Source organism: Streptomyces sp. NPDC050448 (assembly GCF_040655295.1).
In the GTDB taxonomy this organism is placed as follows: domain Bacteria; phylum Actinomycetota; class Actinomycetes; order Streptomycetales; family Streptomycetaceae; genus Streptomyces.
Genome location: NZ_JBFAJR010000007.1, coordinates 153310 through 173383, shown reverse-complemented (window position 1 = coordinate 173383; position 20074 = coordinate 153310). Strand labels below are relative to the sequence as shown.

The window sequence follows — 20074 nt, the reverse complement described above, 5'->3', positions numbered from 1 at the left end:
GCGTCAGGTCCGTGCGTCCGCCGGGGGCAGCGCATCCGCGACGGCGCGCGCGAGCGCGTACGGATCCCCGTTCGGCTCCGTCGGATGCGCCGTGGTACGGCGGGCCCACGCGTCCTCGACGGCGTACCAGTCGATGGCCTCCGGCGTGTCACCCGAGACCAGAGCCTTGTCCAGCGAGGCGAAGTACCGCGCCCAGCGCGGCGCGTAGAACTCCTCGAGCATCCCGGCCCACTCGCGGTTCGCGTAGTCGTGCAGCCAGGACGGCCGCTCGCTGGTCGTACGCGTGCCCCACGTCGTCAGCAGGGAGCGGACGTCGTACTCGTAGCGGTCGCGCTCCCCGTCGTTCGCACCCCAGGACCGGGCGGCGGCCGTCCACCGGCCGAACAGGAAGTGCCGGTCCGATCCGGTGACGGCCGCCAGCATCCGCTCGTCGCGCTGCCACTCCTCGACCAGCAGGCGGAACCGGCCGAGGTCCCCGGCCTCGTATGCGGTCCTGATCTGCGGCAGCAGCACCCGCGCATGGTTGGCGAGGGCCTGCCGCGCGATGTCCACCAGGTCGTACCGGTACGCGCTCGAACGGCGCAGCCGGGGCGCGGCCTTCAGCAGCGCGTCCAGCGCGGTGCGCACCGACGCCGCCGGGTAGCGCATTTCCCCGGGCCCCCAGGTGGTCGCCTTGTTCGCCGTCAGACTCGGCCGGGCGGTGAAGAGGCCGTCCTGGGGTTGCGCGGTGGCGGTCCCGGTGCTGTAGGGGCCGCGCCGCAGTGCCTCCCAGGCGGCCTCCGCGTACCCGTCCGCGGCGCCGTAACGGCTGCGCGCGTAGGCGGCGAACCACTCCTGCTGGTCGATCGGCCCGGGCTCCCACGCGAGGTCGGTGAAGAGCTCGAAGGCCGCCGGGTCGGTCCCCGCCGCCTCCGGCATGTACGCGATGCCGGTCAGCGCGCTGTCCGGCTTGGCGCGCCACTCGTCGAAGCGTTCGATCCAGACGGAGGTGTTGGCGCCGACCGTCGTGTGCCCGCCGAAGTTGTGGATCGTGCCCAGCGCGTACGGGGTGTGTGCCCAGGACGTCTCGCGGTCCGGCTTCTCGTAGCGCTCGGACATCCCGTCCACGATCAGCATCCGGGAGGCGTCCACCCCGGCGAGCAGCTCCTTGGTCGGGTCGTCCTGCCAGCCCAGCACGGCCCAGATGGCGCCCGGATGCGCCGTGTCGAGGGCCTTCTGCACGGCGCCCGCGGCCGCCTTCACATCGACGGACGCCGCCGTCCCGCCCTCGTGCAGCGGGCTCATCCGGTACATCGGGCTGTCGCCGAACCGGGTGTGCTGCGCGGCGTAGTAGTCGGCCGCGAGCGCGGCGAACACGGGCCCGGCCGGATCCAGCCAGTCGGGCCGGGCGAACCCGTCCCACGTGCCCTGGGGCCGTACCCGGGCGCCGGGGTTGCGGTCGGCGAAGCCCGGCGGCACCGTGCCGAAGAAGCCGGGCAGGACCGGGGTCATGCCGAGGGCGCGCAGTTCGTCGGCGACCCGCCGGCCGAGCGCCGCCCGCTCCTCGATCAGCTGCTCCCCGACCGGGCCGCCGAAGCCGCTCAGGTTCTGCAGCAGCCACCAGCTCTGGTGCGCGGGGCCCGGGATCCATGCGCGCAGTTCCGCCGCCGTGTACCCGTACCGCTGGAGGGCCGCGTAGTACGGATACTCCGCGCCGACCTGGACCAGTACCTCGTTGATGCCGTGGAGGGCGAGCAGGTCGATCTGCTGCCGGCGCTCCTCCCACGTGCGGTACGCGCCCGCGTATCCGTCGTCGGTGTCGTTGAGGGCGTACCGGTGACGCACCAGGGCGCTGCGGGTGACCGGCTGGGGGACTCCGGGCAGGACGTCCGGGAGCTCGCCCAGGCTGTCGCCCGGCCAGCCGATGTCCACCCGGGCGACGTGCCGGAGGTACCAGCCGACCCCGGTCAGCACGGTCGCCGGCGTACTGCCCCGGACGACGACGGCCCCGGCCCGGCCGGACACCGTGAACGCGTCCTGGCCGTCGGCGCCGCGGGTCCCGGGCAGGAGGGTGAACTGGTCGGCATGCCGGGGCAGCAGCCGCCGCAGCGCGGCCTCGGCGGCCGGGACACCGGTGCGTACCGGCTCGGCGGCCGGGGCGGCCGGGGCGGCTGGGCCGGGCGGGGCGAGCAGGGCGGCTGGGGCGGGCGGCGTGGGCGGGGCGGCTGGGGCTGGCAGAGCGGGCGGGGCGGCCGGGGTGGGTGGGGCGGATGCGGTGGGCGGGGCGGGTTCCGCCGACGGGGTGACGGGCAGCGCGGCGGCCCCACCCGGGGCGGCCGCGAGGGCCAGCAGCGCGAGGAGGGCCGGGAGCCCGGGCCGGCGGGGCGGCCGGGGGCGGTCGGATCGTGGCATCGGAGGTCCTCCCGAATCGGTGGCCCCGCAGGGCGGCAGCCCCATAACGCCGCCGGGTACCGGGAGGTGACGCCCTGTGCCGGCAGGCCGCCGCCGCCTCGCGCAGGCGGCTCCCCGGGCGGCTCCCCGGGCGGGGACCGCCGGGGGAGTGGCGCGGCCGGGGCCGAGGTCCGGGCGCCGTGCTTCGCCCGGCGCCCGAGCACGCCGCGCCCGGAGGCCTCCGACAGGTGACGAGGCAGCCTCCGACACGGCGTGCTTCCCCCGCGGACTGCCTTGGGATCTCCGGCGCGCCGACCGCCACGACCCCGGGTGCCCGCCGCCCGCGCCCTGCCCGCCGGGGGACGTGGCCGCCCCGGACCCGGACGCCACCGCCCCCGTCGTCTCCCGGGCGAACACCGCCACCAGGCCCGTGAATCGGCCAGCACGGGCCCGAGCCGGCACCCGCCGCGGGCGGGCCGGATTACGGTGGCCGCCGATGTGCCTGCACGCACACACGCACCGCCGTCCGCGCGGCGCGGCGCACGTGCGGCGCGAGGCCGTCACCACCCCCGTACCCACCACCGGAGGGGCCCGATGAACCCGATACTCGACGCGGTCCGCGAAGGCCGCACCGACCTGATCCCCGGCCTGCTCAAGCCGCTGACGGCGCCCGAGCGGCGGGACCTGCTCGCGCGACTCGCCGATCTGCGCCGGGAGATACGCGGCTGGGACTGGAGTCACTGGCAGGAACGCGACCGCATCCGCTCCGGCCTGCTCGTCGCGGGCGCCGGCTGCCACACCGGCGCGGCCGCCGCGGCCGCCTGGATCGGCGCGCCCGATCTGCGCGACGGCCGGCAGCCGCCCACCGGACTGCTGCTCGACCTGCTCGCCGACCGCGACCCCGGCTGGCTCGGTGACCTCGCCCACCGCCTCGCGGACCGCACCGCGACCGCCGAGGCGGACTATCCCCTGATCCGGGAGCTGGTCGGGCTCGCCGGCTGCCCGGTCCCCACCACCGACGCGTTCGTGCACGGCTGGGTCCGGTCGATCTTCACGATGGACCGCGCCCGCACGACGCACAGCCCGCTGTCGATCGTCCTGCGCCAGGATCCGTACGCACGGGATCTGGTGCCCCTGCTCTTCGTGACGGCCGAATCCCCCGAGGCGCTCCACTGGTGCAGCGACCCGACGGCCCCGAACCACTGGCCGTCCGAGCTGGCGGCGCTCGCGCAGGAGGGGATCGTCGAGCGCCGCGTCCTCGTGGATGGCTGCGTCGCACGTCTGGCGCGCGGCGGCCGGCAGAACCAGCTGAAGTTCTTCCTCGCCATGCTGGAGCGCCTCGCACTCACCCCGGCCGAGGAACGGGAGCGCACGGCCGACTGGATCGCGATGGCCGCCGATGCGCCGTCGCCGCTCGCCGGACACGCGCAGCAGGTGCTCGCCCGGCTGTCCGAGGCGGGCGAGCTGCCGGTGCAGCGGCTCGCGCAGATGTCCCGCGCAGTGCTCCGCCGGCCGGAGAAGAAGCTCGTACGCGCCCAACTGGTGCTCCTGGGCCAGGCCTTACGGCGCGACCCGGCGGCCCGGCAGGCGCTGCTGCCGGCCGTCGCCGACGCCTTCGGGCACGAGGACACCGCCCTGCAGGAGCGCGCCCTCGGGCTGCTCGTCAGGCACCTGCGGCCCGGCGACCGGGATCTGCGCCGGGAACTCGCCGTCCAGGCCGATGCGTTGAGCCCCGTCCACCGGCGCGCGGCCGCGGAGCTGCTGGGGTCCGCGGCGGGCACCTGTGAGGAGCCGGCGTACGAGGAGGTCCTGCCCCCGGCGCCGGTACGCCGCCGCCTCGGCGCCGAGCCCCCGACGCTCGCCGAGACCGTTGACCTGGTGGCGGCCTGCGTCACGTCCGGGGAGCGGACCGCCGCCGCGTTCGAGTCCGCCCTCGACGGCCTCGTCCGCCGCGCCCACCACGACCGCGCCGCCCTGGCCGAGGCCCTGCGCCCGGCTCTCGGCGGCCGCTGGTGGCGTCCGGAGGGCGGCCGGCCGGTGGATCCGGAGCAGCTGTCCGGGCTGGAACTGATGGCCGCCGCGGTGCTCGGCCGGGTCCGCGCGCACGACCTGAGACCGGAGCGGGGCCTGCGCGCAGACGGCTGCCGGCCGGACTGCGTCCACGCCGCGCTGAGCGCCGTCACGGCCTCCCGGCTGGCGGAGGCCGCGTACCGCCTCCTCACCGACCCGCTGCCGTTCCTGCTCGCCACCCCCACCTGGGAGACGGGGTCCCTGGAGCCCGAGGAGCTCGTCGTACGGCTCACCGCGTACCGGCGGCTCGGAGCGGAGCCCGCCCCGGCCGACTTCGCCCAGGCGCTGCTGCGCGTACGGCGCGACCCCGGGACCGCGCCCGCGGCAGCCGCGCTCGGCACCCCCGAGGGCGACCGGCTGGCGGCCTGGCTCACGGGTGCGGGCGAACCGCCCGCGGTGCTGCGCCGGGTGACGGACCCGCTCCTGGACCCGGACCCGCAGGCCGGCCGCCTCCGGTGGGACCGGCCGCCGGCGGCGGCCCGGCAGATCGTGCTCGAGACCGGGGAACGGTGTGTCGTCCGGCAGGAGTTCCCGGCGGCGTTCCGCAGGCTGGGCCTGGCGTTCACCGAGACGGGCCGCAGCTGCTCCCGCACGTGCGGGGGCGGCCTCATCCAGCAGGCCGTCCTGCCCGAGGACCGCGAGACGCAGGCGGCCTGGCTGCTGCCCGAGGTCACCGCGGGCGCCACGGCCCGGGAGCGCGGCGGCGGAGCGCCGCTGCCGCGGCTGGCCGAGCTGGGCGGACCGGCGGGCCCCGCCCTGCACCTGGCGGTGGCCACCGGTCTCGGGTCAGGCCATGCCGAAGACCGCCGTGCGGCCGTGGACGCGCTGCTGCTCCTGGCGGCCCGCGGTGAGCTGGACGCCCCGAGGGCCGGGCGGGACCTGGCCGAGCTGCTCGGTCTGGGCACGGTGAAGCCCAGCCGGCTGGCCGAGGCGGCGCGCACGGCCGCCGCCACCGGTGCGTACGCCACGACCTGGGCGGTGCTCGCGGAGGCGCTGGCGCCCCTGCTGGCGGCGGCCACCGCCGCCCGGGGCACGGGCGAGTTGCTGGCGGTGGCCGCGGACTGTGTGGAGCGCTGCGGTGCGCGCGGTCCCGTCCCGGCGGGGCTGGCGGAGGCCGCCGCGCGGACCGGCTCCTCGCAACTGGTCACGCAGGCCCGGCGGCTGCGGGCGGCACTGGCGGCGGCTCCGTAGCCGCGTCGGCCGGGAGGCCCGGGGCCGGGACGGGTCCGAGGGAGGGACGGTCCGAGGGCGGGGCGGGGCGGGGCGGGCGCGAGGGGCGGGGCGGGTCCGGCCGGGGGCCGGGATCCGGCAGCCCGCCCCGGTTCACAGTCCGTACCGCCGGGCCGACTCCTCCTCCTGGGCCAGCCGGTGCAGGGCCTTCATCACAGGCTGGAACAGTACGGCCGCCGCCACGGCGGTCTCGACCTTCTCGGCCTCGGAGGGATGCGTCTCCACGAAATCCAGATCGCGGATCGCCGCCTGGTGCATCAACTGTGCGTACGGGGCCATCAGTTCTGCCCGCCAGGGATAGCCGAGCCGGATGAGCGAGGCCACCGCCACGACCAGCGACCGGTGGACCGGCGAGAGGGAGCCGAGCTCCCGGGCGGTCGTCCAGCCCAGCATGTCGAGCAGCGGCCGCCGGGCGGCGGACCGCTTCGCCCACCGCTGCGCCGCGCCCGAACCGCCGCACGGCAGTTGAGCCGCGCTCCCGGACCGCGGCGCACCTGCGACGGCGGGACCGCAAACGTCCCCACCCGGCAGCGGACGGGCTCCGCTGCCGGGTGGGGAAAAGGGGGAGAGGGGCGGCCTCAGCCCTTGGGGACCTGGATGACGACGGTGCTGCACACCTTGTCGGCGAAGGTCTGCTTCTTCTCGTCCCACAGCGGCCACAGGAAGCCGATGTAACAGGCGATGCCGTCGAGGAAGTGGGCCAGCTTGCGGACGAACGCCATGCCGAAGCCCAGCGTGTTGCCGTCGGCCTCGCGGCGCACGCTGATACCGAGGACCTTCTTGCCGATCGACTGGCCGGTGGCGCCCTCCTTGTAGAGCTGGAAGATGGCCATGCCCATCGCGTACACCCAGCCGATGGCGAAGAACACGCCGGGGCCGGACTTCGCCGGGTCGCTGCTGGTGGCCAGATCGATGAAGCCGAGGGCGTACATCGGACCCGCGATGATCAGGGCGTCCAGCAGGTACGCGCCGAAGCGCTGGCCCCAGTGGGCGAGCGGCGGCATGCCGGAGCCCGGCATGCCGGGCATGCCCGGCGGCGGGTAGGCGCCGTACGGCGGCGGGGTCTGCTGCGGGTAGCCGTACTGCGGGGGGACACCCTGCGGAGGCTGCTGCGGGTAGCCGTACTGCGGGGGCACGCCCTGGGGGGCCTGCTGCGGATAACCGGGCTGACCCTGTGGGGGCTGCTGGCCGTACGGGTTGTTCGGGTCGCCGAAGCTCATGGCGAAAACTCTCCGGTGTCGGAAACGGGGACGTAGCGCAACGATCGGAGGAACATCACCATGTGGGTGGTTTTGCCACCTGGGCTGCCGCGATCTAGCGCGCATCATCGTGGTCACCCGATCGACCACTTGTCCAATCCGGCCAGTTCGGCCCCGCTTCGAACCGGCTGTGCGCGGCTGCCGCGCCCGCCGCGCCGGCGTGGCCGAATCCGACGGCCGTGAATTCCAGGCCCTTCTGACCCGGTGGTAACTTCCGCGAGTTGATCTTGCCGGTCGCCCCCGCGCGGCGACGGCGATCCCTCCTGCAAGGAAGTCACATTGCACCGTCATTCCCTTCACCGCCCGTCCGCTCCCGCCACCCGCGCAGCGGTATCGGCGGCCCTGCTGGCCCTGTTCACCGCCGTACCGGCCCCGGCCGCCACGGCGGCCGGCTCCGCGCCCGCCGCCACCCCGGCGCCCCACCTCGATGCGGTGGAGCAGACGCTCCGCCGGGTTTCCCCCGGCCTCGAAGGCCAGGTGTGGGAACGCACCGGCGGCAACCTCCTCGACGCCGGGGCGCCCGGCGGCGCCGACTGGCTGCTGCAGACCCCCGGCTGCTGGGGTGACGACACCTGCGCCGCGCGGCCGGGGACCGGGCGGCTCCTCTCGAAGATGACGGAGAACATCTCCCAGGCGACGCAGACCGTCGACTTATCGACCCTCGCGCCGTTCCCCGACGGCGCGTTCCAGGACGCCGTCATCGCGGGCCTCAAGTCCTCGGCCGCGCGCGGGAACAAGCTCAAGGTCCGCGTCCTGGTCGGTGCCGCGCCGGTCTACCACCTGAACGTGCTGCCGTCGAAGTACCGTGACGAACTCGTCGCCAAGCTGGGCGCGGACGCCCGCAACATCGATCTGAACATCGCTTCGACGACGACCTCGAAGACGGCGTTCTCGTGGAACCACTCCAAGATCCTCGTGGTCGACGGCCAGTCCGTGATCACCGGCGGCATCAACGGATGGAAGGACGACTACCTGGAGACCGCCCACCCGGTCGCCGACGTCGACCTCGCCCTGCGCGGGCCGGCCGCCGCGTCCGCCGGCCGCTACCTCGACGAGCTGTGGTCCTGGACCTGCCGGAACAAGGGGAACATCGCCGGCGTCTGGTTCGCCTCGTCCAACGGCGCCGGGTGCATGCCCACGCTGGCCGGGGACACCGCTCCCGCCACGCCCCCGGCGAGCCCGGGCAACGTACCGGCCATCGCCGTCGGCGGACTCGGCGTCGGAATCAAGCGCAACGATCCGTCGTCGGCCTTCCGGCCCGCCCTGCCGAGCGCCCCCGACACCAAGTGCGTCGTCGGCCTGCACGACAACACCAACGCCGACCGCGACTACGACACGGTCAACCCGGAGGAGAGCGCCCTGCGGACGCTGATCTCCAGCGCGAACCGGCACATCGAGATCTCCCAGCAGGACCTCAACGCGACCTGCCCGCCGCTGCCCCGCTACGACATCCGCGTCTACGACGCCCTCGCCGCGCGGATCGCCGCCGGCGTGAAGGTCCGCATCGTCGTCAGCGACCCCGCCAACCGCGGCGCCGTGGGCAGCGGAGGCTACTCGCAGATCAAGTCGCTCTCGGAGATCAGCGACACCCTCCGCGACCGTCTCGCCCTGCTGACCGGCGACCGGCGTACGGCCAAGGCCGCGATGTGCTCGAACCTCCAGCTGGCCACGTTCCGCAGCGCGCAGAGCCCGACGTGGGCGGACGGCCACCCCTACGCGCTGCACCACAAGGTGGTCTCCGTGGACGACTCGGCCTTCTACATCGGCTCCAAGAACCTCTACCCGGCGTGGCTCCAGGACTTCGGCTACGTGGTGGAGAGCCCGACGGCGGCCGGGCAGCTGGACGCCCGGCTCCTGACCCCGCAGTGGCAGTTCTCGCGCGCGACGGCCACGGTCGACCACGAACGCGGCATCTGCCCGGCCTGACCTGCAAGACAGTCATGCACGTGCTGCACCCTCGAGATCCGGCCCTGACCGGTACCTTTCGTGAGTGCGCCGCAGCCCCGGGCGGGGCTGCGGCAGAGCTGCGGCAGATGCGGGATCAGTGGAACAGCATGGAGGCGTCCCCGGCCGCCGTCGTGACCGAGCCGGGGCAGAGGAAACTGCCCGAGACCTTGGTCGCGGTGAAGGCCTGGTTGACGTACTTGCGGGTGGCTCCGTCGCGGTTCCACGCGATGTTCGCGGCCTTGAAACGGCAGGACACGAAGCTCTGTTTGCCGGTGATGTCGATGGCGTCCGTTGTGGCGAGGCCTGCGGCGTCGTCGAAGGTGAACGCGGGGTTGTTGTTGAGGGTGGCGGTGATGCCGCCGTTGCAGCTGAGACTGCCGCCCGGTGTGTTGATCGTGGTGCGGTCGACGCTCAGTGCGCTCGGGGGGTCGGCGCTGGTGTGCGCGTTGGTCCACGTACAGGTGTTGCCGGCGACGACGATGACGCCGTCGAGCCGCTGGTCGGCCGTGGGGCCCAGGGCCGTCGCCGACGTCGCTCCGCCGACGATCACCGCTGCTGCCAGGGCGGTCACGCCCGGCCATGTCGAGATCTTCATCCTGTCGCTCCTCTTCGCCATGTCCTCGTGGGGTGTGAAGCGGGGCCTTGGGGGGCCTCGCCGGCGTGCGCCCGGCCGTCGGGGGCGGTTTCCGTCACGGCCGGGGGAGAGAGCTTTCGAGACACGCCAGGGAAGGTCCCACAGGGACCTTGAAATGTCAGGCCCATGTCAATGGATTGGCTGGATGGCTGCGTTCCCGAGCCGGGACGGGGGGTCGCCATCGCGCCGTAGCGTGGAAGAGTCCTGTGAGCGGTGTGGAACGGATCGACTCCCGTTGCTGTCTAGCCCTGTGCGCCCCCACGGGCGGCGCCGCCCGATCCACAGGTCCGTGCCGACACAACGCAGAGAGCTTCCCTGATTCGTGAGTCTGACAAGCAGCACGCTCCTGACCGCCGTCGTACTCGCCACGGTGCTGGCCTTCGCGGCCGCGGTGTGGCTGTGGCCACGCCTCGGCCGCCGGGGGCGGCGTCCGGTGCTCGGCCGGGTCGGTCTGCTGCTGACACTGCAGGTGCTGCTGCTCGCCTCGATCGGCCTCACGGCCAACCGGACCTTCCTGCTCTACGGTTCCTGGGCGGACCTGGCCGGCACGCAGCGGATGCCCTCCACGGGCCACGAAGCGCCCGGAGGCTCGGCCGTGCGGCTCCTCGGCCGGCAGCCGACCGACGTGCGCGGCGGCGGGACACCGCACGTGGGCGGTGAGATCGAGAAGATCACGGTGCGGGGCGAGCGGTCCAAGGCCGTCGTCCAGGCCTATGTGTACCTGCCGCCGGAGTACTTCCAGAAGGGGAACGAGAAAAGGAAGTTCCCGGCCACCGTCGTACTCACCGGATTCCCGGGGATGGCGGAGAACCTACTCAAGCCGCTGCCGTACCCGAAGACGGCGTGGACGCTCGCCAAACAGAAGAAGATGCCGCCGATGGTCCTGGTGATGATGCAGCCCTCCGTGGTGCCGACCCGCAACACCCAGTGCATCGACGTGCCCGGCGGCCCGCCCAGCGAGACCTTCTTCGGTACGGACCTGCCCAAGGCGATCTCCGGCGCCTACCGCGTCGGCACCTCGCCCTCGAACTGGGCCATCATGGGGGACTCCACCGGGGGTTACTGCGCGCTGAAGCTCGCCTTGCAGCACCCGGAGAAGTACGCGGCCGGAGTGGGTCTGTCGGCGGATTACAAGCCGGAGCTGGACAAGGACTCCGGTGATCTCTTCCACGGGAACACCGCCGAGGAGAAACGATCCGACCTGTTGTGGAGCCTGGACAACCTGCCGCAGGGCAAGTCCTCCTTCCTGGTGTCCACCTCGCAGCAGGGCGAGGGGAACTACAAGCCGACCCAGAAGTTCATCGAGAAGGTGAAGGCGCCGGCGCGCGTCTCGTCGATCACCCTCGACCACGGCGGGCACAACTTCAACACGTGGAAACGGGAGATCCCGCCCGCACTGCAGTGGCTCGGCGGCCGCATCGGCGCCGAGTGACCTCCCGACAAGGACAGGGCATGACCCGGAACGCAGCAACCACCACCCCACCACTGCCGTGCCCGTTCGACGAGTCGTTCGCACGCGACCCCCACGCCGTCCACGCGCGCCTGCGCACCGCAGGGCCGGTGCACCGCATCGCGCTGCCCGACGGCTCCCCGGTCTGGCTGGTCACCCACGCGTCGGACGTACGGGCCGGGCTCGCCGACCCCCGCTTCTCCGTCAACAAGCGGCACGCGACGACCGGGTTCAGCGGCTTCTCCCTCCCGCCGGCCCTCGACAGCAACCTCCTCAACATCGACCCGGAGGACCACCTGCGGCTGCGCCGCCTCGTGTCGAAGGGGTTCACCTCCCGGCACGTCGAGCTGCTGCGCGCCGGCATCCAGGACTCCGTCGACGACCTGATCACCCGGCTCGCCGACCGGATCGCCCGCTCAGGCGAGGTGGACCTGGTCGCCGAGTTCGCCACACCGCTGCCGCTGCGGACCGTCGGCGCACTGCTGCACGTACCCGCCCCCGACCAGGACCGGTTCTCCGACTGGGTCGCCACCATGCTCGCCCCGCGCTCGAAGGAGGAGCTCGTGGCGGCCGTCGGCCACGTCCACCGGTTCCTCGTCGACCTGGTGGCGCGGCGGCGGGCCCGCCCCGGCGACGACATGCTGTCGAGCCTGATCGCGGCGCGCGACGAGGAGGACCGGCTCACCGAGGACGAGCTGGTCTCGCTCGCCTTCCTGATCCTGATGGCCGGCAGCGAGACCGTCCAGCACGTCATCGGCAGCGGGGTCCTCACCCTGCTCACCCACCCGGACCAGCTCGCCGCCCTGCGCGCCGACCCGGCCCGGCTGCCCGAAGCCGTCGAGGAGCTGCTCCGGTACGCAGGCCCCCACCAGACGGCGATCCGCCGCTTCCCGACCGAGCCGGTGGAGATCGCCGGCGTCCGCATCCCGGCAGGCGACACGGTCCTGTTCTGCCTGGCCTCGGCGCACCGCGACCCGGCCCGCTACCCGGACCCCGACCGCTTCGACATCGACCGGGAGGACAAGGCCCACCTCGCGCTCGGCCACGGGCTGCACTACTGCCTCGGCGCGCCGCTGGCCCGCCTGCAGATCACGCTCGCGCTGGGCGCACTCCTCGACCGGCTGCCCGGGCTCCGTCCGGCCCGACCCGTGGACCAGCTCCCCTGGACGAGCACGTTCCGTTTCCATGCCCTCCGCGCCCTCCCGGTCACGGCGGACCTTTAGGCCGTGCTTGAGAACCGGCGCCGGGCCCGGACGGCGGACGGAGCCGCGCCGTCCGGATGCGGCCCGGTCCGACCGGGCGGAGGCTGGGCCCATGCACCATGCGCCGATCCTCGTCCACCCGATCGCGCCGGCCGGCGGCCGCCGGGTCTCCCTGCGCGCCGACGGACAGGACACGGTCCTCGGCCTCGCCTTCAACGACGCCGACGTGATCGAGTTCCTGCGCCGGGCCGGCGTACCCGATCCCGACGAGGTGGTCCTCGGCGGCTCGGCGCTCGTCGAATGGCAGGGCGACGAGCCGCACACCTACGAGGCGGAGCCCTCGGACACCGACATCCCGTGACGCCGCGCCCCGGACCCCGCACCCCGGGCGGCCGGGAAGGCACCATGGGGGGCGGTGGCTGACCCAAGCCGTCCGTTCGGGAGAGAAGGGGAGACGGCATGCTGAAGGCCTTCGCCGACCTGTCCACGCCGCTCGTGGCCGATGCCTGCGTCCGTACCGGCGTGCCGTTGCGCGTCGCACCGCCCGGCATCCGCGCGGTGCTGCCCAGGCACCGGGTCGCGGGACGTGTGCTTCCGGCACGCCACTACGGCAGTGTCGACGTGTTCCTGGAGGCGTACGGATCCGCCGAGCGCGGCGACGTCCTGGTCATCGACAACGGCGGACGGTCGGACGAGGCCTGCGTGGGCGACCTCGCCGCACTCGAGGCCGAGACCGCGGGCGTGGCGGGCCTCGTGGTGTGGGGGCTGCACCGCGACACGCCCGAGCTGGCCGAGATCGGCCTCCCCGTGTTCAGTTACGGAAGCCATCCGCCCGGGCCGCTGCGGCTGGACGAACGCGAACCCGAGGCGCTGGTCACCGCCCGGTTCGGGCCGCATCTGGTGGGCGGCGGGGACTTCGTCTTCGGCGACGCCGACGGCGTGCTGTTCGTCGCCGCCGAACGGGTCGAGGAGGTGCTGGAAACCGCACTGCGGATCCAGGCGACCGAGCGCGAACAGGCCCGCCGGATCCGCTCGGGCGAGTCCCTGCGCAGCCAGACGGCCTTCGCCGACTACCTGGTCCTGCGCGAGGCCGATCCCTCGTACACCTTCCGCCGGCACCTGCGCCGGACCGGCGGCGCCATCGAGGAGTGACGGCGCCGCCGTACCGGCCGCGAGGACGGACCGGTCACCCGGCGGGGGAGCGGATCACCTCTGCGCCGCCGGGCACCCCGTGTCCTCGGCCGGCAGCGTGCCGTCCAGCAGGTAGCCCTCGACGTGGGCGTCGACGCACGCGTTGCGGTTCTGGAACTGGCCGTGGTCGCCGCCCTCGACGGTGACCAGGCGCGACCCGGCCAGCCCCTGGTGGGCACGTACCGCGGCCTCGTAGTACGTCGCCGGGTCGTCCTTCGAGTTGAGCATCAGCACCGGCGGCAGTCCCTCGCCGGTGACCTTGACGCGCGGAGTCTTGGAGTGCGGCCAGTTCGCGCAGACCGAGGCGTACGTCAACTCCCGTGCTCCGGCGAGCGGGTGGGCGCGCGTGGCCTCGGCGCTCTCCTCGGCCCAGTACCGGCCGTCGCGGTTCCACGGGGTGTCGCCGCAGGTGACCGCGAAGAAGTCGGCGACGAAGTCCGCACTCATGAGATGCCTCAGCTGTGCGGCGACGGCCTTCCTCGTCTCCGTCGGCGCCTGGTCCGGATGCTCCAGGAATCCGAGGAGTGAGGCGAAGCCCGCGAACTTGTCGGCGTTGTACAGGGCGTCCGTGGCCGCCGCGTCGAGGTGGTTGGGGGTGATGACCGTCCCCTCGACGTTCAGCGGCCGGTCGTGCAGGGCGGCCCGAAGCCGCTCGTACGAGGCTTTCGCCTCCTCGGGGGTGCTCCCCTGGTGGTACGTGGCGTCGTTCTTCGCCAGCCACGGCAGGAAGTCCTGTTCGAACCGGCGCTGGAAGCTCATCGGCTGCCCCCTCAGGAAGGACTGCCAGTCCCCGGTGAAGTCGACGTTGCTGTCGAGGACGACCCGCTCCACGCGGCGCGGGAACTCGGTCGCGTAGTACGCCCCGAGGAAGCTGGCGTAGGACGGCCCGTAGTACGAGATCTTCTCCACGCCGAGCAGTTCCCGGTACAGGTCCATGTCGTGCACGGCCTGATCGGTGGTGATGTACGGGAGCAGCCCGCCCGAGTTGTGCTTGCAGTCCTGTACGAAGTCGCGGGCGCGGTCGAAGGTCTGCCGGACGGCGGCCGCCGACCGGTCGCGCAGATCGCCGCCGCCGAATATGGTGTCGACCTTCTCCTGGTCCGAGCAGACCACGCGCGTACTCGCGCCCACCCCGCGCTGGTCGAATCCCACGATGTCGTACGCGTCCGCCAGCTTCGGGCTGTAGGAGGCGAGCCGGGCCGGCCGGGGGAGCCCCGAGGCCCCGGGGCCGCCGGCCGCCATCATGAGCACGCCCCGGCGCTTCGCCGGATCGGCCGCGCGGTGCCGGGAGACCGCGATCGTCAGGCTCGGCCCGGCGTCCGGGTGGTACCAGTCCCGCGGCACGGACATCGAGGCGCATTCCAGCGAACCGCCGGGACAGGGCTGCCAGTCGAGCTGCTGATGCCGGTACCGGCCGGGGATCTGCGGGCTCCCGCCGCCCGGGGGCGTGGCGCTCGCGGGGCCGACGGGCAGGACCGCGGCGGCGAGCAGCCCGCAGGCAGCCGCCGCGAGCCATCGTGCGGGCTTTGTGAACACGTGCATGTCTGAACTCCCCCTCGGGGCCGGCAGGTCCCCTTGATCGTCCCGTGCCGGCCCCCCCGCCCTCGATACCACTGCCATCCGCATCGGTGGTGGCAGTAGTGCCACCCCGGCGGCTACTTCTCCAGCGGGTGGCCCGGGGAGAGGGCGTCCGCGATCCGGTAGGCGGTCGTCTGCGCCGTGTTGCCCTCGGCGGCGTCGGGTCCGAGGGTCGTGGAGACGGCGATGGCGAGCCGCTCGGAGGGGAGGTAGGCCATGATCGCGGCGTAGCCGGAGAACGAGGGATTCTGCAGGATCCAGCCGTTCTGGACGATGAGGCCGATCCCGAAGTGGTGTGCCGGTGTCATCGTGAGGCAGACGGTGGCCGGGCACTGCGCGGTGGGTTTGCCCAGGCCCACGGTGCCGGGGTCGAGCGAGAGCCGGTAGCTGCCGGGGGAGAGCAGTTCACCGGAGCCGATGGCCACGGCCGACCGGGCCATGTCGCAGATGTGGGTGATCTGGACCGCTCCGGGAGCCGTGGTCCAGGAGGGGTTCCAGAAGGTGGACTCCTCGTACGGGGCGCGCTCGGAGGTGAAGGCGTGCAGGACGGGCGGGGTGATCTCGGGAGTGAAGAAGTTACGGGTGTCGCGCAGTCCCAGCGGGCCCATGATCCGCTGCTGGAGGAGCCGGTCGAGCCGGGTGCCGGTGATCTTCTCCAGGGCGGCCCCGAGGAGGACGAAATTCGCGTGCGAGTAGCTCCAGTTCGTGCCGGGCTTGTACCGGAGCGGATGGCCGAGGGAGTAGGCGACGAGTTCCTCCGGGGTCCACTGCCGGAACGGAGCGGCCTCCAGCGCCGCGACGAACTTCGGGTCGGTGACGTAGTCGTGCAGTCCAGAAGTGCTGGCGGCGAGCATGCGCAGCGTGATCTCGTCGCCGTGCGGCAGATCGGGCAGCCAGCGGGAGACGGGGTCGTCGAGGCCCGCCTTGTGCTCGTCGACGAGCTGGAGCAGGACGTCGCCCATGTACGCGATGGCGACCGAGCCGGACCGCAAGTGCATGTCGGCCGTGGCGGGAACGCCGGTCATCGACTCGCCGAGCGCGCCGGTGACGACCTCCTTCCCGTCGCGGGTGACCCGCAGGACGACGGCCTGGAGCCCGAGGTCCTTCTGCGCCTGCCGGGCGATGTCGAGGATCTGCCGGGCTTCGCCGCGGGCGGGGCCGGGAGAACTGACGCAGGGTGTCAGGGGCGGCTCCCGAACGGCCGCGGTGGAGGTGCCGGCCGCCTGGAGGGTGGCGGCGATCAGAGCGGCCGTGCACAGCAGCGCCGTCCGTATGCGGCTCATGTTTTCACTATGCTCCGATTCGTCCCTCGGGGCAGACCGGTCGGCGCCCCGCACCGCCCGCCGCGCCCGGGGCGGCTTTGCCTCCGGGCGGGGAGCCCGTAGCAGAACCGATACTTCAGGCCTCTGTGACTCGTATCGCACGCAGCGCTACATTGCCCACGCCCCCGCAGCTGCGGGGAGGTGCGGGCCGTGTGGCGGGGGAGGGGAATCGACGATGGGCTCTGGAGTCTTTGCGAAGCTGGGCAGCGCGGTCACCGCCAAGACGGCCGCCGTGGCGGCCGCGGGCGCCCTGGTGGTGTCCGGCGCGGTGGGGGTCGGCGTGTGGTCGGTCAGCGGCGGGCCGCAGCTGGCGGTCGTCCAGCGCAGTGTCTCGGTGTCGGTCGCGGCGGGCGGCGAGCAGTCCGCGGTCGCCGCCTGCCAGCCCCACGAGAAGGCGCTCGGCGGCGGGTACGCGATCACCGGTACGGGCTTCGCCACGAGCAGCCTCTTCGTGGGCGACGCGTGGCTGGCGGCCGCGTACAACCCGGACGACACGCCCGCCACGCTCACCTCGTACGCCCTGTGCATCAACGCGAAACCGGAGTTCCGCGGCGATGTCGGCTGGTCCGAAACGGCGCACGCGTTCCACGACCGGGGCAACAAGATGACCAGCGCCAGCGGTGGCGGGACGATCCACGACCTCACGACCGACGGGCCGTTCGCGGACACGGCCGAGCACGCCACCGCCTGGCCCTCGTGTTACGGCGACTTCACCCTGGTGGGCATCGAGTTCCGGGCGGGGCGCACCGTGTCGGGCCGCGCCGTCGCGCCGGCCCCACTCGACAGCCTGACCACGAAGTCGGCGGGGGCGGGCGTCACCAAGCCCGCGCCGAAGGTCGCGCTCAACCCGGGCACCCGGCTGAGCACCGACGTGTTTGCGCTCCGCTCGTCCGAGTTCATCACGCACCAGACCCGGATCGAGGACCCGCAGCCACCGGAAGCGAACTACGCGGTCGCCGTCCGTCCGATCTGCGTCCGGCTGAAGAGTGCGTCCGTGGCGACCGTGAAGGTGGCGGTGGCCGCGGGCGGCACCGCGGACGCGGCCGTGTCCTGTCCGAAGGGGAAGCTGATCGTCGGCGGCGGCTTCCAGTTCCCCGCCGACAACGAGACGGGCGCCGAGGAGGCCCCGACGCGCTTCTTCGGCGACGGCTGGCTGTACGCGCCGGCCGATGCGCCGGCGGCCGGTGAGTCCTCGGGCAGCAAGGTGAAGGCCTGGCACGTCACTGGCAGGAACCAGCAGAAGGCCGGTCTCTACTACTACAACTCGGTCTGGATCGAGCACAGCGACCGGGAGACGCTCACCGGCAACGGCTACTTCGACACACACGGCCGGGGTCCCGACGACCAGGTACTGCGCGCCCTGCCCGTGCCCGACAGCCAGGAAATGGTCGCCAGCGCGGTCTGCGCCGAGATCGACGCCAAGCCCACCGAGCCCGCCAAGGCCCCCTCGCCGCCCGCCGTCACCCGGCCGGAACTGCCGCACGCACTGGACCCGGCGCCCGCCGCATCGGGCTCCGCGCCGTCCACCGCGTCGCCCTCCGCCCCGGCCCCCGGGGCCTCGCCGACGACCGGCCCGACCGGTGCGTCGCCCACGCCCGGCAGCCCCAACAGCCCCGGGACCCCGGCCACGGGCAACCCGAGCCGGCCGGCCACCCCCTCCCAGAGCGGTTCGCCGACCCGGCAGCAGCCGCAGGCCCCGGCGGTGAGCATCCAGCAGCCCGCCGCCGGCGGACAACTGCGGCGCGGCTGCGAGGAGTCGTTCGCCGGGACGGCCCGGACGCGCCCGGACAACCAGCCCGTCACCGACCCGCAGTACACGAGCTGGCGCATCAACGGGCCGAACGGGCCGGTGACGCTGGGCGCGGGCGCGTCCGGCCGCTTCCTCGTCCCCCTGCTGCCCGACGGGACGTACAAGCTCGTGCTCAGTGCCACCGACCCGTCGGGCGGGCTCACCGGCAGCGCCGAGGTGTCCGTCAGGGTCGTCGGCTGCCTGCGCTGAACCCCCCTTCGGGGGAACGGCGGCACGAGGGTGGCCGGGGGTCCGGACGCAGAGGATCATGAGGGGGCGCCGGCCCGCCGGGCCCCGCCCCGCCCCGCCACCGAGTCCAGGAGGTACGTGTGTCTGCCGCGTCGAGCACTGCGTCGTCGAGCTATGCGTCCGGGGTCTTCGAAGTCCCGCTGCTGGGCGACACGATCGGCGAGAACCTGGACCGCACCGTCCGCCGGTTCCCCGGCCGCGACGCCCTCGTCGACCTGGCCTCAGGGCGCAGGTGGACGTACGCGGAGCTCGCCGCCGACGTCGACGCCCTCGCACTGGGCCTGCTGGACCTGGGCATCGCCAAGGGGGACCGGGTCGGCATCTGGGCTCCCAACCGCGCCGAGTGGACGCTGGTGCAGTACGCCACCGCGAAGATCGGGGCGATCCTCGTCACCGTCAACCCGGCGTACCGCTCTCACGAGTTGGAGTACGTCCTGCGGCAGTCGGGGATCCGGCTGCTCGTCGCGGCGGAGCGCTTCAAGACCTCCGGCTACGCCGGGATGATCGAGGAGGTGGGGCCGCGCTGCCCCGAGCTGGAGTTCACGGTCCTGCTGGAGGGGCCGCGGTGGTCGTCCCTGCTGGAGCGGGGCCGCCGGGGCGACCCGGCCGACCTCGTACGGGCGGGGGCCGGGCTGAGCCCGGACGACCCCGTCAACATCCAGTACACCTCGGGGACCACCGGCTTCCCCAAGGGGGCGACCCTGTCGCACCACAACATCCTCAACAACGGCTTCTTCGTCGGCGAGCTGTGCCACTACACCGAGCAGGACCGGGTCTGCATCCCGGTGCCGTTCTACCACTGCTTCGGCATGGTCATGGGCAACCTCGCGTGCACCAGCCACGGCGCGGCGATGGTCATCCCGGCGCCGTCGTTCGACCCGGAGGCCACCCTCGCCGCGGTCGAGGCGGAGTCGTGCACCTCCCTGTACGGGGTCCCCACCATGTTCATCGCCGAGCTGGCCGCACCCGGTTTCGACGCGTACGACCTGTCCAGCCTGCGCACGGGGATCATGGCGGGCTCGCCCTGCCCCGTCGAGGTGATGAAGGAGGTCATCGACCGGATGGGCATGCGCGAGGTGTCCATCTGCTACGGGATGACGGAGACCTCGCCGGTGTCGACGCAGACCCGCGCCGGCGACTCCGTCGACCGCCGGGTGTCCACCGTCGGCCGCGTCGGACCGCACCTGGAGGTCAAGGTGGTCGATCCGCATTCCGGGCGGACCGTGCCCCGCGGCGAACCGGGGGAACTCTGCACCCGCGGCTACTCGGTGATGCTCGGCTACTGGGGCGAGCCGGAGCGCACCGCCGAGGCCGTCGACGCGGCGCGCTGGATGCACACCGGCGACTTGGCGGTGATGGACGAGGACGGCTACCTCAGCATCACCGGCCGCATCAAGGACATGGTGATCCGCGGCGGGGAGAACGTGTACCCGCGCGAGATCGAGGAGTTCCTCCACGCTCATCCGGACGTCCTGGACGTCCAGGTCATCGGCGTCCCCGACCCCAAGTACGGGGAGGAACTGATGGCGTGGGTGCGGATGCGCGAGGGCGCGCAGCCGCTGACCGTGGCCGCCGTCCGCGCGTACTGCGACGGACGGCTGGCCCATTTCAAGATCCCGCGGTACGTGCACGTCGTGGAGGAGTTCCCGATGACCGTGACCGGGAAGATCCGCAAGGTCGAAATGCGGGAGACGGCGGCCCGGTTGCTGGGGCTGACCTCATAGCCTCTCGCGCTGGCGCGGAAGTGCTGTCGGGTCTTGCCTCGTGGGGTCCGTTCGGCCAG

The 20074-nt window shown here is 73.3% G+C and carries 13 protein-coding genes and 1 pseudogene; 8 read left to right on the top strand and 6 right to left on the bottom strand.

What is annotated here, in order from left to right; genetic code table 11:
• Positions 1–3 precede the first annotated feature (3 nt).
• A complete protein-coding gene (locus AB0I68_RS11915) occupies positions 4–2391 on the bottom strand; it encodes an alpha-N-acetylglucosaminidase (protein ID WP_363177097.1) in 2388 nt (795 codons plus the stop codon).
• A gap of 573 nt (positions 2392–2964) precedes the next feature.
• Here AB0I68_RS11915 and AB0I68_RS11910 point away from each other — a divergent pair.
• A complete protein-coding gene (locus AB0I68_RS11910) occupies positions 2965–5631 on the top strand; it encodes a DUF6493 family protein (RefSeq protein ID WP_363177096.1) in 2667 nt (888 codons plus the stop codon).
• Positions 5632–5763: 132 nt separating this feature from the next.
• Here the strand turns inward: AB0I68_RS11910 and AB0I68_RS11905 are convergent.
• Positions 5764–6072, bottom strand: a pseudogene (locus AB0I68_RS11905) (transcriptional regulator); the annotation flags it as partial.
• A 176-nt stretch (positions 6073–6248) separates the two neighbouring features.
• Complete coding sequence (locus AB0I68_RS11900) at positions 6249–6890, bottom strand: RDD family protein (protein ID WP_363177095.1); 642 nt, start codon at positions 6888–6890, stop codon at positions 6249–6251.
• Between the two features lie 318 nt (positions 6891–7208).
• Here AB0I68_RS11900 and AB0I68_RS11895 point away from each other — a divergent pair, with 318 nt between their 5' ends.
• Positions 7209–8855: a phospholipase D-like domain-containing protein gene (locus AB0I68_RS11895; protein WP_363177094.1), complete on the top strand. Its 1647-nt coding sequence runs from the start codon at positions 7209–7211 to the stop codon at positions 8853–8855.
• Positions 8856–8970: 115 nt separating this feature from the next.
• Here AB0I68_RS11895 and AB0I68_RS11890 read toward each other — a convergent pair whose 3' ends face one another.
• Positions 8971–9471, bottom strand: a complete 501-nt coding sequence (locus AB0I68_RS11890) for a hypothetical protein (RefSeq protein ID WP_363177093.1) — start codon at positions 9469–9471, stop codon at positions 8971–8973.
• A gap of 361 nt (positions 9472–9832) precedes the next feature.
• Here AB0I68_RS11890 and AB0I68_RS11885 point away from each other — a divergent pair, with 361 nt between their 5' ends.
• The 4 genes from AB0I68_RS11885 (at position 9833) to AB0I68_RS11870 (ending at position 13314) form a co-directional block, all read left to right on the top strand.
• The gene (locus AB0I68_RS11885) at positions 9833–10942 is read left to right on the top strand and encodes an alpha/beta hydrolase-fold protein (RefSeq protein WP_363177092.1); all 1110 of its coding nucleotides are present in this window, start codon (positions 9833–9835) and stop codon (positions 10940–10942) included.
• Between the two features lie 20 nt (positions 10943–10962).
• The gene (locus AB0I68_RS11880; protein WP_363177091.1) at positions 10963–12183 is read left to right on the top strand and encodes a cytochrome P450; all 1221 of its coding nucleotides are present in this window, start codon (positions 10963–10965) and stop codon (positions 12181–12183) included.
• Between the two features lie 91 nt (positions 12184–12274).
• Positions 12275–12523, top strand: a complete 249-nt coding sequence (locus AB0I68_RS11875) for a hypothetical protein (RefSeq protein ID WP_363177090.1) — start codon at positions 12275–12277, stop codon at positions 12521–12523.
• Positions 12524–12621: 98 nt separating this feature from the next.
• Entirely contained in the window at positions 12622–13314 is a 693-nt protein-coding gene (locus AB0I68_RS11870) for an RraA family protein (protein WP_363177089.1), read from the top strand.
• 54 nt (positions 13315–13368) lie between these two features.
• On the opposite strand, the gene AB0I68_RS11865 is transcribed toward AB0I68_RS11870, so the two are convergent.
• Positions 13369–14895, bottom strand: a complete 1527-nt coding sequence (locus tag AB0I68_RS11865; protein ID WP_363177088.1) for an alpha/beta hydrolase — start codon at positions 14893–14895, stop codon at positions 13369–13371.
• A gap of 113 nt (positions 14896–15008) precedes the next feature.
• Complete coding sequence (locus AB0I68_RS11860; protein ID WP_363177087.1) at positions 15009–16214, bottom strand: serine hydrolase domain-containing protein; 1206 nt, start codon at positions 16212–16214, stop codon at positions 15009–15011.
• 214 nt (positions 16215–16428) lie between these two features.
• Between AB0I68_RS11860 and AB0I68_RS11855 the strand changes: the two genes are divergently transcribed.
• Both AB0I68_RS11855 and AB0I68_RS11850 read left to right on the top strand, forming a co-directional pair.
• Positions 16429–18252, top strand: coding sequence for a hypothetical protein (locus AB0I68_RS11855; protein ID WP_363177086.1), 1824 nt, complete (start codon positions 16429–16431; stop codon positions 18250–18252).
• A 119-nt stretch (positions 18253–18371) separates the two neighbouring features.
• On the top strand, positions 18372–20015 hold the full coding sequence (locus AB0I68_RS11850; protein WP_363177085.1) for an AMP-binding protein: 1644 nt from the start codon (positions 18372–18374) through the stop codon (positions 20013–20015).
• Positions 20016–20074 lie beyond the last annotated feature (59 nt).

What these genes read in the sequence shown, in the direction of transcription:
- AB0I68_RS11915 (WP_363177097.1), bottom strand. Translation starts at nt 2,391, where the DNA reads ATGCCACGATCCGACCGCCCCCGGCCGCCCCGCCGGCCCGGGCTCCCG.
- AB0I68_RS11910 (WP_363177096.1), top strand. Translation starts at nt 2,965, where the DNA reads ATGAACCCGATACTCGACGCGGTCCGCGAAGGCCGCACCGACCTGATC.
- AB0I68_RS11900 (WP_363177095.1), bottom strand. Translation starts at nt 6,890, where the DNA reads ATGAGCTTCGGCGACCCGAACAACCCGTACGGCCAGCAGCCCCCACAG.
- AB0I68_RS11890 (WP_363177093.1), bottom strand. Translation starts at nt 9,471, where the DNA reads ATGAAGATCTCGACATGGCCGGGCGTGACCGCCCTGGCAGCAGCGGTG.
- AB0I68_RS11880 (WP_363177091.1), top strand. Translation starts at nt 10,963, where the DNA reads ATGACCCGGAACGCAGCAACCACCACCCCACCACTGCCGTGCCCGTTC.
- AB0I68_RS11875 (WP_363177090.1), top strand. Translation starts at nt 12,275, where the DNA reads ATGCACCATGCGCCGATCCTCGTCCACCCGATCGCGCCGGCCGGCGGC.
- AB0I68_RS11870 (WP_363177089.1), top strand. Translation starts at nt 12,622, where the DNA reads ATGCTGAAGGCCTTCGCCGACCTGTCCACGCCGCTCGTGGCCGATGCC.
- AB0I68_RS11865 (WP_363177088.1), bottom strand. Translation starts at nt 14,895, where the DNA reads ATGCACGTGTTCACAAAGCCCGCACGATGGCTCGCGGCGGCTGCCTGC.
- AB0I68_RS11860 (WP_363177087.1), bottom strand. Translation starts at nt 16,214, where the DNA reads ATGAGCCGCATACGGACGGCGCTGCTGTGCACGGCCGCTCTGATCGCC.
- AB0I68_RS11855 (WP_363177086.1), top strand. Translation starts at nt 16,429, where the DNA reads ATGGGCTCTGGAGTCTTTGCGAAGCTGGGCAGCGCGGTCACCGCCAAG.